The 14,982-nt window shown below is 60.1% G+C and carries 15 protein-coding genes; 8 read left to right on the plus strand and 7 right to left on the minus strand.

Going from position 1 to position 14,982, the window contains the following annotated elements:
• The first annotated feature begins 11 nt into the window (after positions 1-11).
• The 8 genes from LUB09_RS09990 (at position 12) to LUB09_RS10025 (ending at position 8,247) form a co-directional block, all read left to right on the plus strand.
• Positions 12-1,070: a 2Fe-2S iron-sulfur cluster-binding protein gene (locus tag LUB09_RS09990; protein WP_069665390.1), complete on the plus strand. Its 1,059-nt coding sequence runs from the start codon at positions 12-14 to the stop codon at positions 1,068-1,070.
• Positions 1,071-1,103: 33 nt separating this feature from the next.
• Entirely contained in the window at positions 1,104-2,315 is a 1,212-nt protein-coding gene (locus LUB09_RS09995) for an MFS transporter (RefSeq protein ID WP_231422492.1), read from the plus strand.
• Between the two features lie 79 nt (positions 2,316-2,394).
• Positions 2,395-3,603 carry an iron-containing redox enzyme family protein gene (locus LUB09_RS10000; RefSeq protein ID WP_231422493.1) on the plus strand — a complete coding sequence of 403 codons (1,209 nt, stop codon included), beginning with the start codon at positions 2,395-2,397 and terminating at the stop codon, positions 3,601-3,603.
• A gap of 73 nt (positions 3,604-3,676) precedes the next feature.
• Positions 3,677-5,302 carry an AMP-binding protein gene (locus LUB09_RS10005; RefSeq protein ID WP_231422494.1) on the plus strand — a complete coding sequence of 542 codons (1,626 nt, stop codon included), beginning with the start codon at positions 3,677-3,679 and terminating at the stop codon, positions 5,300-5,302.
• Entirely contained in the window at positions 5,296-6,819 is a 1,524-nt protein-coding gene (locus LUB09_RS10010; RefSeq protein ID WP_231422495.1) for an anthranilate synthase component I family protein, read from the plus strand. The genes LUB09_RS10005 and LUB09_RS10010 overlap by 7 nt, the downstream gene beginning before the upstream one ends.
• The gene (locus LUB09_RS10015) at positions 6,800-7,405 is read left to right on the plus strand and encodes an anthranilate synthase component II (protein ID WP_057006954.1); all 606 of its coding nucleotides are present in this window, start codon (positions 6,800-6,802) and stop codon (positions 7,403-7,405) included. The genes LUB09_RS10010 and LUB09_RS10015 overlap by 20 nt, the downstream gene beginning before the upstream one ends.
• 21 nt (positions 7,406-7,426) lie before the next feature.
• Positions 7,427-7,861: an acyl-CoA thioesterase gene (locus LUB09_RS10020; protein WP_231422496.1), complete on the plus strand. Its 435-nt coding sequence runs from the start codon at positions 7,427-7,429 to the stop codon at positions 7,859-7,861.
• Positions 7,858-8,247 carry a RidA family protein gene (locus LUB09_RS10025; RefSeq protein WP_057006952.1) on the plus strand — a complete coding sequence of 130 codons (390 nt, stop codon included), beginning with the start codon at positions 7,858-7,860 and terminating at the stop codon, positions 8,245-8,247. Before LUB09_RS10020 ends, LUB09_RS10025 begins: the two co-directional genes overlap by 4 nt.
• A gap of 9 nt (positions 8,248-8,256) precedes the next feature.
• Here the strand turns inward: LUB09_RS10025 and pdxR are convergent, their stop codons facing one another.
• The 7 genes from pdxR to LUB09_RS10060 form a co-directional block, all read right to left on the minus strand.
• Complete coding sequence (pdxR, locus tag LUB09_RS10030; RefSeq protein ID WP_231422497.1) at positions 8,257-9,672, minus strand: MocR-like pyridoxine biosynthesis transcription factor PdxR; 1,416 nt, start codon at positions 9,670-9,672, stop codon at positions 8,257-8,259.
• Between the two features lie 282 nt (positions 9,673-9,954).
• Positions 9,955-11,253, minus strand: a complete 1,299-nt coding sequence (locus tag LUB09_RS10035) for an NAD(P)/FAD-dependent oxidoreductase (protein WP_209988463.1) — start codon at positions 11,251-11,253, stop codon at positions 9,955-9,957.
• Between the two features lie 150 nt (positions 11,254-11,403).
• Positions 11,404-12,033 (minus strand): DUF1780 domain-containing protein, encoded by a 630-nt coding sequence (locus LUB09_RS10040; RefSeq protein WP_209988466.1) that lies wholly within the window; start codon positions 12,031-12,033, stop codon positions 11,404-11,406.
• A 55-nt stretch (positions 12,034-12,088) separates the two neighbouring features.
• Entirely contained in the window at positions 12,089-12,289 is a 201-nt protein-coding gene (gene yacG / locus LUB09_RS10045) for a DNA gyrase inhibitor YacG (protein WP_209988470.1), read from the minus strand.
• Entirely contained in the window at positions 12,286-12,909 is a 624-nt protein-coding gene (gene coaE / locus LUB09_RS10050; RefSeq protein ID WP_209988473.1) for a dephospho-CoA kinase, read from the minus strand. The genes yacG and coaE overlap by 4 nt, the downstream gene beginning before the upstream one ends.
• Complete coding sequence (locus tag LUB09_RS10055) at positions 12,906-13,772, minus strand: prepilin peptidase (protein ID WP_231422498.1); 867 nt, start codon at positions 13,770-13,772, stop codon at positions 12,906-12,908. Before LUB09_RS10055 ends, coaE begins: the two co-directional genes overlap by 4 nt.
• Positions 13,769-14,977, minus strand: a complete 1,209-nt coding sequence (locus tag LUB09_RS10060) for a type II secretion system F family protein (RefSeq protein ID WP_209988479.1) — start codon at positions 14,975-14,977, stop codon at positions 13,769-13,771. The genes LUB09_RS10055 and LUB09_RS10060 overlap by 4 nt, the downstream gene beginning before the upstream one ends.
• Positions 14,978-14,982: the final 5 nt, after the last annotated feature.

The following is a 14,982-nucleotide window of genomic DNA, read 5'->3' on the forward strand; positions in this document are numbered from 1 at the left end:
AGGGAATGACCATGTCGCAGTTCTTTGCTCTGACGCTCGCCCACGTACGCCGTGATACCCCGGACAGCATGGTGCTCACGCTCAATGTTCCCCACGAGCACCGGGCGCGTTTCGCCCATCGGGCGGGGCAGCACCTGACACTGCGCGCCTGGGTGGATGGGCAGGAGCTGCGCCGCTCCTATTCGCTGTGCAATGTGCAGGGTGATGGGTCCCCACAGTTGGCCATCAAGCGCATCGCCGACGGGCAGTTTTCCCAGTGGGCGCATCGGCATCTGCAGGCGGGCGCGGTGATCGAAGCAATGCCACCGACCGGAAGCTTCGGGCTTGAAAGTCCGTGCGGCGCCCCACGTCATCACGTCGCCTTCGCGGCCGGATCAGGCATTACGCCGATTCTGTCCATTCTGGAAACGGCGCTGCGCGATGAGCCAACCAGTCGCTTTACCCTGGTCTATGGCAATCGCGATCTGGCCTCCGTGCAATTTCGCGAGCGCTTGTGCCAGCTCAAGAACACTTACTTGACCAGGCTTTCCATTTTTCACTTTTTCAGCAATGAACCGCAGGACGTCGAACTGTTCAGTGGTCGCCTGGATGAGCGCCGTTGCGGGTCACTGCTCACCAGTTGCGTGCAAGTGTCCACCATCGACCACGTCTATCTATGTGGTCCGGCCGCCATGATGAAAGGCGTCAGCTCGGCCTTGCTGGCCAAAGGGTTTCCGGCCGGACGAATCCGCCAGGAGCGTTTCGGCACCGATCCCGCCGTGCGGCCGCCTTCGAGTGTGACTGTCTCGGCGTCCGGGGTCCAACTGACCGTTCGCATTGACGGTGCCACGCGACGATTGCGGCTGGCGTCGGGTGCCAGCTCCTTGCTCGACAGCATGCTCGCTGCCGGACTGGCGCCGCCTTACAGCTGCAAGGCCGGCGTCTGTGGAACCTGCCGCTGCAAGGTGCTGGAAGGCGAGGTGCAGATGCAATCGCCGCATGCGCTGGGACCTTCGGAAGTCGCTCAGGGCTACGTGCTGGCCTGCATGAGCAGCGTGCAATCCCCGACACTTGAGCTGGCATTCGATTAAGTGACTTTTATCCGCACTCAGGAAGACCGCTCAATGAACTCCGACACATCGATGTCTCGCGGCGTATTGGCCTTGTATTGCCTGGCGACAGGTTTCTCCGTGGCCGCCGTGGTGTATCACCAGTCAATGACTTTTCTGATTGCGGCGTCTTTCGGCCTGCCAGTCGACGCACTGTGGAGCCTTTCGCTGGCGACTCAGTTGGGCTACGGCGCGGGTCTTGTTTTGTGTCTGCCTCTGGGTGATGTGCATCCACCGCGCGTATTGATTCCTGGCGCACTCCTGTTGCTCGGCGTGACATTGCTGCTGCTGTCGGTGGCCCCGACGCTGACGGTGGTGATTGTTCTGTGTGCAGTGGCGGGCGTGCTTTCAGTCGGGGGTCAGCTGTTGATTGCGCATTGCGCCAGGACCTGTCTGCCCACCGAGCGGGCAGCTGTGATCGGCAGTCTGCTGTCTTCCCTCTTTGCCGGATTGCTGCTGGCTCGGGTGTTGGCAGGTTGGGGTGGGGAGGTGGTTGGCTGGCGTGGCATGTATCTGGTGGTGGGCATGCTTACGATGACACTCGGGCTTTTGATCCGTGCGCACCTGCGCATCGTGCCGCCAAGTGAGCCCATCGGCTATGGCGTGATACTGATCCGGCAATATCGACTGTGGATGGCCCATGCCCCGCTGCGCCGACTCGCACTGATCGCGGCCTGCTTCTTTGCGGCGTCCAACGGTATTTGGGCCAACCTGGGTTCGCTCACCCACACCACGCTTCAATGGAGCACCGCGCAGACAGGCTTGCTCGCCTTCACATCACTGGCGGCATTGCGCTCTCCCATGCTGGCCGACTACCTGCAACGCAAGATGCGATGGCAGGCCGTGGTCATGCTGCTGGGCACAGGTCTCATGCTCGTCTCGCTGGCCGGGGCCTTGATGGGTGCGCATGTCGTGATGATCGTCGTATTCCTGGTGGTTGCCGATATTGCCGTTCGGTCGGTGCAGGCCCTGACCCAATCGCGGGTATTGGCGATCAATCCAGCTGCCGCCTCCCGTCTCAACAGCCTTTACATGACCGTGTTTTTTCTCGGGGCGGCCGTTGGCTCATGGCTTGGCGGCGTGGCTGTGCACCACCTTGGCTGGCTGGGCATGTACCTGTTTCCGCTGTTCTGCACGCTGGCAGGTCTTGGGCTTCTGGTGTTCAGCGGGCATGACGAGTCAGACCCCACACTGTCGCCGGTGCTGCCCCAGCAGCCTCGTCCCTGAGATTTTCGATGTGCACATGCACCCAACAAGTTGCTTCCAGCCCCAACCCTGTAGTCCGATTTTTCAAGGAGATCCCCCTGTGCAAGCTATTGCGATCAAACCTCAGGAAGTAACGTCGTTGACAGGCATCAGCCCGCTCTGGTCTGACTGGCTTGTCGAGCAGGACCTGACTCGACTGGTTCAACACCCGCTGCTTGTGGCACTGGCGCGCAATGAGGTCAGTCTCGCGTCCCTCAAGACGATGCTGATCCAGCATAGCCACTACTCGCGCCATTTCACGCGCTACCTGTGTGCCCTGATGGGGCAGCTGGAGCATGCCGAAGATGTGCTGGCGTTGATGGCTAACATGCGCGAGGAGATGGGTGTAGACGGTCAGGACCGTATTACCCATGCCGAGCTTTACCAACGTGCATTGCGCGTCCTGGGCGTGTCGACCGCTGATGAAGCGGCGCTGCCCGAGACGGCTGCGATGGCGCGCACCATGCTCGACCATTGCCAGAACAGCGACGCACTGGTGGGCTTGGCCGCCCTGTGCCTGGGGGCCGAAGCCATTGTTCCGCTGATCTATCGCCCCATCCTTCAGGCCCTGGAGCACAAGGGTTACGGCGAAGACGTCACGGAGTTTTTCAAGCTGCACATCGAAGAGGACGAAGATCACGCGCTGACCATGCTGGCGATCATGCAGCGCCTGATTCAGGGCGACGAAAAGCGTCATGCGCTCGCCACGCGCATTGGCCGCGAACTGATCGACTGCCGCATCGCAATGTTCGACGCGATCTGGGCGCAGTCGTTGGTCGTGGCGGTGGCCGAGACCGGGCACCGTGAACAGGCAAGTCGCTTCAGCTCTGCCGATTTCTGGCGCGTTCCCAGCCGTTTGCAGGCACGCCTGCCTGAACGGCTCAGCCACAGCCAGGTCATGCAGGCCAGCGATCAACGCGACGCAACCTTCTCTTCCCAGCGCAAACACAAGGTGCATATCGTCGACCTGCCGAGCCACAGCATCAGCATGACTTTGGGACGGTTGGACGTGACCGAAGCCACGCGGCTGCACCGACATAACTACGAGACACTGATTTACGTGATCCAGGGCGAGGGTTATTCACGCATTGGCGACCGCAATGTGCCGTGGTGTGCCGGTGATGCGTTTTACGTCCCGGTCTGGGCCGAGCATCAGCATGTCAATACCGGTGGCGGAGAATGCGTGTACCTGGCGTGTGAAAACGCTCCCATGCTGCAAAACCTGGGCGGTATCGCGCTGCGCGAAGAACTGGGTCCGGTCCACGCCTGAAAAACCGTCTGCCGCGTGATTGACTGCGCGCGGCAGTCTCCGCCTCTGAAACTCCACAGGACTGAGATCGACCATGCTGATTTCTCCCTCCGCCAGGCATCCCGATAATGGCAAGGCCGAATATTCGGCAACGGGAAGCAGCGGCCCTGAAGGCACGCTGCCTTTCAGGGCGCAGGCCCCCGCACCCGTGAACCTGGCCGCGCGGCTCATCGCGAGCCGCAGCGACAGCGACCGCCTCTGTTTTCATGGGCCGGGTTTTCAATTGAGCTACCGTCAGTTGGACCAGGCAGTGCGAGTCCAGGCGTTTGAGCTGTGCCAAAAGGGCGCCAGGGTCGATGACCGCATGTTCATCGCACTGGACGATGGTGCTGAACTGGCCATCCTGTTCTTCGCCGCATTGGCAATGGGTGCGCTGCCTGTCTTGCTCAATCCCAGGCTGGACGCGGCCGCTGTTGTTCAGTTGGTAGCGGATGCCCGGCCGACACTGTGTTTTGTCCATTCAGCGGCTGCCGAGCAATGGCGCGGCGCGCCAGGCCTGCATGTGCTGGAAGGCGACGCTTACAGCGGCTGGTTGAGCGCGTACTCGCCGAAGACTCATTGCCAGGCGTTTGCGCTCAAGGACCCCGGAGCGCCGGCCCTGATCCAGTACACCTCCGGCAGTACGGGTCAACCCAAGGGCGTGTTGCACAGTGCCCGTTCCATCCTGGCCTGCTGCGAGGATTTCGCCGTCAGGCAATTGGGGCTGGACGAAAACGATGTGTTGTATTCAGTGCCCAAAACCTTTTTTGGTTACGGGATGGGCAACAGCCTGTTTTTTCCGCTTTACACAGGCGCCAGTGCGGTGCTGGACAGTGCCTGGCCAAGCGCACAGCGCGTGCGCGCCCTGCTGAATCAATACCGACCCAGCGTATTGTTTGCCGTGCCGACGCTGTACGCAATGTTGCTGGACGAGGCAATCGAGCCGACTGAGCTGGCACTGCGACTGGCCTTCAGCGCAGGCGCACCGCTACCAGCCAATATCGCCCTGCGCTGGCAGCAGCGCTTTGGAATCGGCTTGCACGACGGCATTGGTGCGACCGAGCTGGGTCATGTGTTTGCGACCAGTTACCCGGATGCCCAGCACCCTGGCAAGGTCGGGCGCATGTTGCCGGGCTGGGAGTCACGGATTGTGAACGCAGGCGGCCAGAGTGTCGTACCCGGTGAGTGTGGCGTGCTGCTGGTCAAGGCGCCCGGCATGGCCGTGGGCTACTGGGAGCGCCCGGACGATCAGGCAGAGCGCTTCAACGACGGCTGGTACCGCACCGGCGATCTATTCAGCCAGGACCGGCAGGGGCTACTGAGCTTTCATGGCCGAGAAGATGACCGTTTCAAGGTCTTCGGTCGCTGGGTGGTGCCCGTGGAAGTCGAAAACCTGCTGATCAGCCGGCTGCCAGAGCTGCGCGATTGTTATCTGGTGGCGGGTTGCACCGAGGATGAGTGTCGCCCGGTGCTGTTGGTGCGAGCCTCGGGTGCGGTAAACGATCTGACAGGCCGCATCGAAAACATCCTGCAAACGCAGCTGGAGAGCTACAAGCGCCCGGTTCGTATTGCATGGCTTGACGAACTACCTTTGAACCGCAACGGCAAGCCTGACCGCAGGGCGATGGCGCACATGGCCGATCAGTTGCTGCGTAGCGAAGTGGAGACCCCCGCATGTTGAGTCCTGAAGATTTTTTTGCTTACGGCGACGCAGGTTATAGCCACGTTCCACTTTGGCAACAGTTGACTTTGCCGGCAGGCGTTCAGGCGCTTTCGCTGTATGAGGCGCTGGCCAACCGGGGACAGGATTACCTGTTCGAGACGGGGCAGTGGCAGCAAGGCACGTACGCGCAGACCTGCTCTGTGATCGGCCTGCCTTGCAGGCAGCGTGTAGAACTGGACGAAGGTGTCATGCGTGTTTACAGCGACGGGCAACTGGCTAGCGTCACCGAGTCGCCAGACCCACTGGCAGCGTTCTCTGCGCTGCAGGATGAGTTCCGCATTCCTCAGTGCCCGGGCCTGCCGCCATTCAGCGGCGGCTTCTTCGGCTATTTTGGCTTTGAGACGACGCGGCTTATCGAACCTCGCTTGCGCAACGCGCCTCGCAAACCTTCGGGCTTCGGTCTTCCCGACGTGCTGCAGTTGATCAGCACCGACTTGATCGTACTGGACCATGTCGAGCAGCAGATTTATTGCATCGTGCATGAACGGCCCAGGGCGCTTGGCGACTATCAGGCAGGGCAGGATCGACTCAATCAGCTGGTGGCCCGTGTTCGTCCTCTGCTTGTCCCGAGCGCACCGAGCACGCGGGCAGCGCCCACCCCGCTTTCAGAGGCCGAATCGTCCTTCCCACGGCCAGCCTTCATTGAGGCTGTGACGCGCATCAAGGACTACATTGCGGCGGGCGATGTGATGCAGGTTGTCCTGTCCCAACGCATGAGCCAGCCCTTCGAGCAGGATGCGATCAGTTTGTATCGCTCACTGGCGCAATTGGGGCATACGCCGTATCGCTATCTGCTGAACCTGGGTGATCACCAGGTGGTCGGCGCGTCTCCGGAGATGCTGTTCCGACAAGCCGGCCAACGGGTCACGACCCGGCCAATGGCAGGTACTCGGCGCCGCGGCGATTCGGCAGCCGAAGACGCTCGGCTCAAGGAAGAACTACTGGCCGACCCCAAGGAAGTGGCCGAGCACATGATGCTTGTGGATTTGTCACGCAATGACCTGGGCCGCCTTGCCAGCGTCGGGAGCGTGCAAGTGTCGCAACTATTGGACGTCGAATATTTCTCCCATGTCATGCACATCGTTTCTACGGTTATTGGCGACGTGCCCGACAGTGTCAGCGGCCTGGAACTGCTCAAGAGCCTCTTTCCGGCAGGCACGCTCAGCGGTGCCTCGAAGGTGCGCGCACTGGAAATCATCGCCGAACTTGAACCGCACGCCCGAGGCGTTTATGGGGGAGCGATCGGGTACCTGGACTGGAGTGGCCGGGCCAACCTCGCCATCGCCATTCGAACGGGACTTCTGCATGAGGGGCGTCTTTACGTGCAGGCGGGCGCGGGCGTGGTGCAAGACTCAGTGGCCGAACGGGAATGGCAGGAGACCATTGAAAAAAGCCAGATCATTCGCGTCGCAGCAGCGCGGTGCAAAACGGCCACGCCCTACCAGGAGGTAGCGTATGCACTTAATGATCGATAACTACGATTCTTTTACCTATAACGTTGTGCAATATCTGCGCATGCTCGGCGCCGATATAGACGTGCGCCGTAACGATGATATTTCACTGCAACAGATAGAGGACATGAAGCCCGAGTCGCTGATCATTTCGCCGGGTCCCTGTTCGCCCGCCGAGGCGGGTATATCGCTGTCAGCCATCAAACACTTCGCACAGCGTTTACCGATACTGGGCATCTGCCTGGGGCATCAAAGTATTACCGCAGCTTTTGGCGGCGAAGTGCGCCGTGCCCGCGAGGTGTTACATGGCAAGGTGTCGCGTATCTGTCATGACGGACGCGATCTGTTCGAGGGATTGCCGACAGAGTTGCAAGTGGCGAGGTATCACTCGTTAGTTGCCGGCGAGTTGCCGAGTGAGTTGGTGGCGACGGCACACGTCCTGGATCAGGACGGCAAGCGGGGCGAAATTATGGCGCTGCGTCACAGGGAACTGCCCATTTATGGCCTGCAGTTTCACCCCGAGTCATTGATGACGCCAACCGGCATGACGATGTTGGCAAATTACCTCCAACAGGTTGCGCAGGGTCAGGCCCTTCGCACTGTTGCCTGAACAGACCCCGTGGAACACATCATGGAAAATCCGCATTTCTCCAAAACCTATCTGATCCGTTTTCAACACTGCGACCCGGCAGGCATCGTTTACTTTCCCCAATATCTGGTGTTAACAAACTGGCTTGTGGAGGACTGGTTTACCGAAGGCTTGAACATCGATTTCTCTGACCTTATCGGTAAGCGCCAGTTGGGACTTCCGCTGGTAAAACTGAACTGTGAATTTACAGCGCCCTCGCGTCATGGAGACCAGCTGACATTTGATTTACGCGTTGAGCGCCTGGGTCGAAGCTCGTTGACTGTTGTTATCGAAGGGCATGTCAACGGCGCTTTGCGCATGCGCAGCCAACAAACGATGGTCCAAACCTGCTTGACGGACGGAACGTCCACGCCAATACCGGCAGATATTCGCCGTTCGCTGGGTCACTTTATTCCCGTGGCCGAGGGTGCCTTATGAATATCCTTCAACCACCCGGCTGGGATCGTCCGCGTGGCTACGCAAACGGTATTGTCGCCCGCGGGACGCTGATTTGCCTGTCTGGGCAGTTCGGCTGGGACGCTCAGAGCCGTCTGGTCAGTGATCGGTACGCAGAGCAGGCGATACAGGCGCTGCGTAACATAGTCACGGTGCTGGCAGAGGCGGGCGCTCGTCCGGAGCATCTGGTTCGTCTCACCTGGTATGTCAGTGATCGGGATGCCTATTTTTCCGAAGGTCGTGAAGTAGGGCTCGTTTACAAGACGTTAATAGGGCATTACCCACCCATGAGCGCTTTCCAGGTGCAAGGTTTGATGGTGGAGGGCGCCAAAGTGCAGATTGAGGCCATGGCGGTTATTCCTGACTAACGCGGGTCATCAACGTTGCCGGTGTGGCTCCACACTCAAGCGCAGTTGTCGAGCCAGACTGGCGGCCTGCTCCGGCGTAGCGATATTGGCAAATCCCAATAGCAGCCCTTTTCCACAATCATGTTCGATGCTGCGTGCCGACAATGACGCTATGCCGAACTGGTGGTCACGGGCACGCTGCGCCATCAGTTGGTCGTCGTCTTCCGGAGCGAGCCTGGCCAGGAGATGCAATCCTGTCGCCGGGGCGCTGAACGTTGCTCGCCCGCCAAACTCTGCCGTGAGGCTGTCGATTACCAGGGTTCTTCGTTGTGAGTAAGCCGCTCGCATCTTGCGCAAGTGTCGGGCGAAATAACCATTTTGCATGAATTCGGCGACAACAGCCTGGCTCAACAATGGACAGCCATCGTTGAGTTGATGGCACGCATTTTCAAATACTGAAACCAGCTTTTTGGGAACGACGAGATAACCAAGCCTTAATGACGGACTCAGCACTTTGCTGAATGTACCCAGGTACAGCACCTTGCCATTCGCGTCCAGGCTGGACAGTGCCGGCAGCGGCCGCGCGTCATAGCAATATTCACTGTCATAGTCGTCTTCAATGATGTAGGCGTCGTTGTGAGTGGCCCATGCCAATAGTTCAAATCGCCGTTTAAGGGATAACGTGACGCCGAGCGGACTTTGATGTGCGGGTGTGACCAGTGCGAACTTCGCATGCAGGGCGCGGGCTTTTCCGTCCTCCACTCTGAGGCCCTCTTCGTCCACGCGTACGGGTACAAGTTTGGCGCCCATCTGCGTCAGCAAGTGACGGTTAGGCGGGAAACACGGATCTTCTATCCACACCTCGTCCTCGGGTTTTATCAGCGTGCGGCCTACCAGTCTGAGTGCGCCTTGATAGCCCGCCGTGATGAATACCTGCTCCGGCGAACAATCCACTCCCCTCGATAGTTGAAGGTAGGCGCATACGCTGTCTCTGAGCGGTTGATAGCCTGTCGGGGTTGGATAGTTGAGCATCCTGTTCTGCAGCCGCATTTGCCTGGCGCTCAAACTGGACCACAACTTGTGCGGGAACAGGTCCAGTGCCGGTAAACCCAACTGATAAAAGAGTGGGCTGTCTGGCACTGCCTTTTCATGCCGCGCGCCAGGGCCGGTACTCTTTATGAGTGGCTTTGAAGTTTGGGGGTGTCCCTGCTGGGGTTTTCTTATGGAGGGCGTTGTTGAAACGTAGGTGCCCGCCTGACCGCGGGCTTCCAGATATCCATCGCTCATGAGCATGTTGTAGGCAATTTCAACGGTGTTCCTTGACACGTTCAACTCGCTTGCCAGCGAACGTATGGAGGGAACTCGCTGCCCAGGTCTTAAAGTCTCCTGGTAAATGGATCGGGCGATTCTGGAATAAACTTGTCTATACAGGCTTGGTCTTTCCATGATCTGCCTTATTAACTCTGCCGATTGCCGCCCATGTCCGACCCGTTTCGGGCTCACAAAATCCGCGTGGGCACGGATGTCGAGCGATAACGAAACCCGTGAATTGTATCTTATTTTTACGATCTAAAGTGCGCAACTTCTGTTTTTTTATAACTTTATCGAATAATAATGACTCTTAAGGCGCATTATTCCCGCCGGTCGTCGCCTGTATTGAACCATTCATGCCGTCAGCAAGGCATTAGCGGGCAGAGAGCGAGCAAGCTCGCTCCTGTGCGGATAACGTCAGTGCAGCTTCAAGCGCGGCTCCGTGCCCCGCCCGATCTTGCTGCCCAGCATCAACATCGCTGTACGAAAGAACCCATACAGTGCCACCTGGTGCATGCGGTACAGAGACACATAGAACATGCGCGCCAGCCAGCCCTCCAGCATCACGCTGCCGGTCAGGTTGCCCATCAGGTTACCCACCGCCGAAAACCGCGACAGCGAGATCAGCGAACCGTAGTCGGTGTATGTGTAGTGGGGCAGATCCTTGCCTTCGATGCGCAGCTTCAACGATTTGGCCAGCAACGACGCCTGCTGGTGCGCTGCTTGCGCACGGGGCGGCACGTTGCGGTCGGTGCCCGGTTGCGGACAGGCGGCGCAGTCACCGAAGGCGAAGATGTTTTCATCGCGGGTGGTCTGCAAGGTTGGCAATACTTGCAACTGGTTGATGCGGTTGGTCTCCAGCCCATCAATCTCCTTGAGGAAGGCCGGTGCGCGAATGCCGGCTGCCCACACCTTGAGGCTTGCGGGAATCGCCTGGCCGCTGCTGGTGATCAATGCGTCAGCGGTCACTTCGCTCACCGCTGCATTGGTCAGCACCGTCACGCCGAGCTTCTCCAGGGTTTTATGCACAGGCGCGCCGATGCGTTCCGGCAGCGCCGGCAACACTCGCGGCCCTGCTTCGATCAGGGTGATGTGCATGTTTTCCGGTTTGATGCGGTCCAGGCCATAGGCGGCCAGTTCATGGGCGGCGTTATGCAGCTCGGCGGCCAGCTCCACTCCCGTGGCGCCGGCGCCAACGATGGCCACGCTGATCTGCTCAACGGCATCGGTCTGCCCGGCATGGGCGCGCAGGTAGTGATTGAGCAACTGCTGGTGGAAACGCTCGGCCTGTTTGCGAGTGTCGAGAAACAAACAGTGCTGCGCCGCGCCCTCGGTGCCGAAATCGTTGGTGGTGCTGCCCACTGCAATCACCAGGCTGTCATAGCCCAGCACCCGTGCCGGCACCAGTTCGCGACCTTCTTCGTCGAGGGTGGCAGCCAGCTGGATTTTCTTCTGCTCACGGTCCAGCCCGCTCATGCGGCCCAGTTGGAACTCGAAGTGATTCCATTTGGCCTGGGCGACGTAATTGAGTTCGTCCTCCGAAGAGTTCAGGGAGCCGGCAGCCACTTCATGCAGCAGCGGTTTCCAGATATGGGTCAGGTTGGTATCCACCAGTGTGACGCTGGCAGTACCGCGCTTGCCCAGAGTCTTACCCAGGCGGGTAGCCAACTCCAGGCCGCCGGCGCCGCCGCCGACGATGATAATACGATGGGTCATGGGGATATCTCGCAAGGCTAAAGGAAATCGGAGCCGTTACCCTCGCGAGCGCCAGGCAGCTCATAGCGTCAGGTAACTCAAAAAGGCGGCTGGGCATACGAGCCTCGTCTGGTAGACGTTGCAAACGGGCGCCACGTTACAGGCGCGGTCTCAGAGGCTGATGCCCACATCGAACACTATGCTGCGCCCCAGATTGTTGCGCAAGAAATCCGGGGCGTTCGGGTGGGCGAACAGTACGCGTGCAAACGTCGGCCCTACCAGCGACAGTGAGCGCCAGCCCTGGCGCAGGTATTCGGTAGGCGGAGGGAAATGGCTATTGAGGTCCAGCACTTCGCGCTTGAGGCTGGTGAACGCGACGATATCCAGTTCGCCCAGGTCCATGCCGCGCTCTTTATAGTTATGCGCTTTTTTGCGCAACGTTGGCGCCAGACGCAGCAGGAACTCATGGGCGGGAATGCGTCGTGGCTTGGCTTCGCGCCGCACCAATTGGCTGAGGGAAAACGCACTGCGCCTGCGCAGCAATTCATCGCGCCACTCATCGTTAAGACGGCGTCCCTCATCGAGCACGAAGAACACCTCGAAACTGGCGTCGCGAAACAGCACGTCCGGCGGTTCCTGCCCGGCGGCGTGAAACTCTTCGGCACGGAAGGGCACGTTCAGGCCTTGCAGCAGGCGCTGGCAGACCCAACGCTCACGCTCCCATTTGCGCGCATTGGACAGGAAAGCATTGGCTTGTTCGGCCGCCACGGTGAGCAGGCGCAAATAATCTGAGTCGTCCATGCCTGCAGCTTAGCGTTCAAACGATGACCGCAGGAAGTCCCACCTTTATACGACCTCAGTGTCGCGGCGTCAGATCCTCGGAGAACAGCTCGTCTTCGGCGTCCGGCGCCACCGGAATCTTGTGCTCTTCGGCAGCCCAGGCGCCCAGGTCGATGAGTTTGCAGCGGTCCGAGCAGAACGGCCGGTTGAGGTTGGTCGCATTCCATTCCACGGGGGCGCCGCAGGTTGGGCAGTCGACGGTCAAGGGTTGGCTCATGATCGGCCTCCACGCAAAGTAAGGTAAAAGTGGTGCAGTCGCTCGACCTCGGCGTGCAGCCAGGCGAGGTCCTGGTCATTGACCAGTACGTCATCGGCATGGTTCAGGCGGTCTTCGCGGCTGGATTGGGCCTTGAGAATCGCCTGCACCTGTTGCTCGCTGATGCCGTCGCGCTGCAGGGTACGCTGAATCTGCAGCGATTGCGGCACGTCGATCACCAGGATGCGCTGGGTCATGCTGTACTGCCCGGATTCGATCAGCAGCGGCGACACCAGGATGGCGTAGGGGGACTGCGCACGCGCCAGGTGGCTGCGGATTTCCTCGGCGATCAGCGGATGCAGCAGGGCTTCCAGCCACAGACGTTGTTCGGGAACCTCAAAGATCAGCGTGCGCAGCGCGGCACGGTCCAGCTTGCCGTCGGGCATCAACACGCCGTCACCAAAGTGTTCGGCGATGCGTGCCAGCGCCGGGCGGCCGGGCTCGACCACCCAGCGGGCGGCGTGGTCGGCGTCGACCAAATCGATGCCCAGGTCAATAAAGTGCTGGGCCGCCGCGCTTTTACCGCTGCCGATGCCGCCGGTGAGGCCGAGAATCCAGGGTGTTGCGACAGAAGAGGTCATCTGAAACCGACGAACTGCAAATAGAAGTCGGTTATTTGACCACCCCAGAGCAGCGCAATCCAGCCGGCAATTGCCAGATAGGGACCAAACGGTATCGGCGTGGAGGTTTGGGTCTTGTTCAGACGCATCAGGATCAGCCCCGTAATCACGCCCAGCAGCGATGAAAGCAACAGCGTCATTGGCAGGATTTGCCAGCCGCCCCAGGCACCGAGCAGCGCCAACAGCTTGAAGTCGCCGTAGCCCATGCCGTCCTTGCCGGTCATCAGCTTGAACAGCCAGAACACCGTCCACAGACTCATATAACCAAACACTGCGCCCCAGAACGCCTCGGGCAGTGGCACCAGCAGGTCGAAGCTGTTGCCGATCAGTCCCAGCCAGAGCAGGGGGAGCACCAACACATCCGGCAGCAATTGATGATCCACATCAATCAGGCTCATCGCCAGCAATCCCCAGCTCAACAGCATCACGGCGCCGGCCTGCCAACCGAAACCGAAATGCCACGCGACCACGGCCGAGACCACGGCGCATGCCAGCTCGGTAAGCGGATAGCGCGCACTGATCGGTTGATGGCAATGGGCGCAGCGTCCCCTGAGCATGAGGTAGCTGAGCAGTGGAATATTTTCCCAGGGCCGAATTGGCTGAGCGCATTGAGGGCAGCAGGAGTTCGGGTGCATCAGGTTGTACGGCGGCGCGGCGGGCTCCACGGGCAAGCCGAGCATCTCGCGGGCCTGCTCGCGCCAGTCCCGTTCGAGCATCTTTGGCAGGCGCCATACCAGCACATTGAGGAAACTGCCGACGACAAGGCCGAGCACCACCGCCAAGGTGACAAAAGCCCAGGGCTGCCCGATCAATAGCAGGTTCAAAAGGCCGTACCCAACTGGAACACCGGCAGGTACATGGCGATCACCAGCGCCCCGACGATGCCGCCCAGCACCACCATGATCAACGGCTCCATCAGACTGGTGAGGTTGTCCACCCGGTTATCCACGTCGGATTCGTAGTGGCTCGCGACCTTTTCGAGCATGTGCTCCAGGGTGCCGGATTCTTCGCCGATGGCGGTCATCTGGATCGCCATGCGCGGGAATAGCCCGCTGTTTGCCATGGACTGATGCAGTTGCATGCCCGTGGATACATCGTGACGCATATGCTCTATCGCCTGTTTGAACAGCTCATTGCCCACCGCGCCAGCCACGGACTCCAGGGCTTGCACCAACGGCACACCGGCCGCGAAGGTGGTTGAAAGCGTACGGGCGTAGCGGGCGACTGCGGATTTTTTCAGCAGTGTACCTGCCAGGGGCAGTTTCAACACACTGGCGTCCAGCCCATGACGAAAACCTGGTGAGGTGCGGCAGGCGTGGCGCAGCCCAACAACCCCCGCCGCCAGGCCCAGCGCGATGATCCACCAGGCTTGCTGCATGAACGCCGACAGCGCGATGACCTGCTGGGTAAAGCCAGGCAGCGTGCCGCCGACCCCGGCGAACAATTGCTCGAACTGTGGCACCACGTGGATCAGCAGCACGCTGCACACGACGCCGGCGACCACGATGACGGCGATGGGGTACGTCATCGCCTTTTTGACCCTGGCCTTGAGCTGCTCAGTCTTCTCCTGATGGATGGCCACGCGTTCCAGCAGGGTTTCCAGTGCGCCGGCCTGCTCGCCCGCCGCTATCAGATGACAGTACAAATCATCGAAGTGGCGCGGCTGTTTACGCAGCGCCTGCGTCAGGCTGTTACCGGCGGCAACCTGCTGTTTCAAACCTTTGACCAGCGCCTGCATCTGTCGATTCTCAAAGCCTTCGCTGATGATGTCGAAGGCTTGCAACAGCGCAATCCCGGCCTTGAGCAGCGTGGCCAACTGGCGGGTGAACAGCGCTATATCGGATGGTTTGATCGGCTGGGTGAGGCCTGGCAGCCCTGGGTGCTTTTTACGCACGCGGCCAGGGCTGATCCCCTGCTGGCGCAATTGCGCCTTGAGCAGCGCAGGGTTGTGCGCCGTGGTCTGCCCTGACACCCTGCGGCCTTTGCGATTGATGCCTTCCCAGTCGTACATCGTTGAAGCGTTGTTCATGTCAC

It is taken from the genome of Pseudomonas sp. Leaf59, from assembly GCF_920984685.1.
Taxonomy (GTDB): Bacteria; Pseudomonadota; Gammaproteobacteria; order Pseudomonadales; family Pseudomonadaceae; genus Aquipseudomonas.

Coding starts and splice junctions, on each gene's coding strand:
- LUB09_RS09990 (WP_069665390.1), top strand. CDS start 12: ATGTCGCAGTTCTTTGCTCTGACGCTCGCCCACGTACGCCGTGATACC.
- LUB09_RS09995 (WP_231422492.1), top strand. CDS start 1,104: ATGAACTCCGACACATCGATGTCTCGCGGCGTATTGGCCTTGTATTGC.
- LUB09_RS10005 (WP_231422494.1), top strand. CDS start 3,677: ATGCTGATTTCTCCCTCCGCCAGGCATCCCGATAATGGCAAGGCCGAA.
- LUB09_RS10010 (WP_231422495.1), top strand. CDS start 5,296: ATGTTGAGTCCTGAAGATTTTTTTGCTTACGGCGACGCAGGTTATAGC.
- LUB09_RS10015 (WP_057006954.1), top strand. CDS start 6,800: ATGCACTTAATGATCGATAACTACGATTCTTTTACCTATAACGTTGTG.
- LUB09_RS10020 (WP_231422496.1), top strand. CDS start 7,427: ATGGAAAATCCGCATTTCTCCAAAACCTATCTGATCCGTTTTCAACAC.
- LUB09_RS10025 (WP_057006952.1), top strand. CDS start 7,858: ATGAATATCCTTCAACCACCCGGCTGGGATCGTCCGCGTGGCTACGCA.
- pdxR (WP_231422497.1), bottom strand. CDS start 9,672: ATGGAAAGACCAAGCCTGTATAGACAAGTTTATTCCAGAATCGCCCGA.
- LUB09_RS10035 (WP_209988463.1), bottom strand. CDS start 11,253: ATGACCCATCGTATTATCATCGTCGGCGGCGGCGCCGGCGGCCTGGAG.
- LUB09_RS10040 (WP_209988466.1), bottom strand. CDS start 12,033: ATGGACGACTCAGATTATTTGCGCCTGCTCACCGTGGCGGCCGAACAA.
- yacG (WP_209988470.1), bottom strand. CDS start 12,289: ATGAGCCAACCCTTGACCGTCGACTGCCCAACCTGCGGCGCCCCCGTG.
- coaE (WP_209988473.1), bottom strand. CDS start 12,909: ATGACCTCTTCTGTCGCAACACCCTGGATTCTCGGCCTCACCGGCGGC.
- LUB09_RS10060 (WP_209988479.1), bottom strand. CDS start 14,977: ATGAACAACGCTTCAACGATGTACGACTGGGAAGGCATCAATCGCAAA.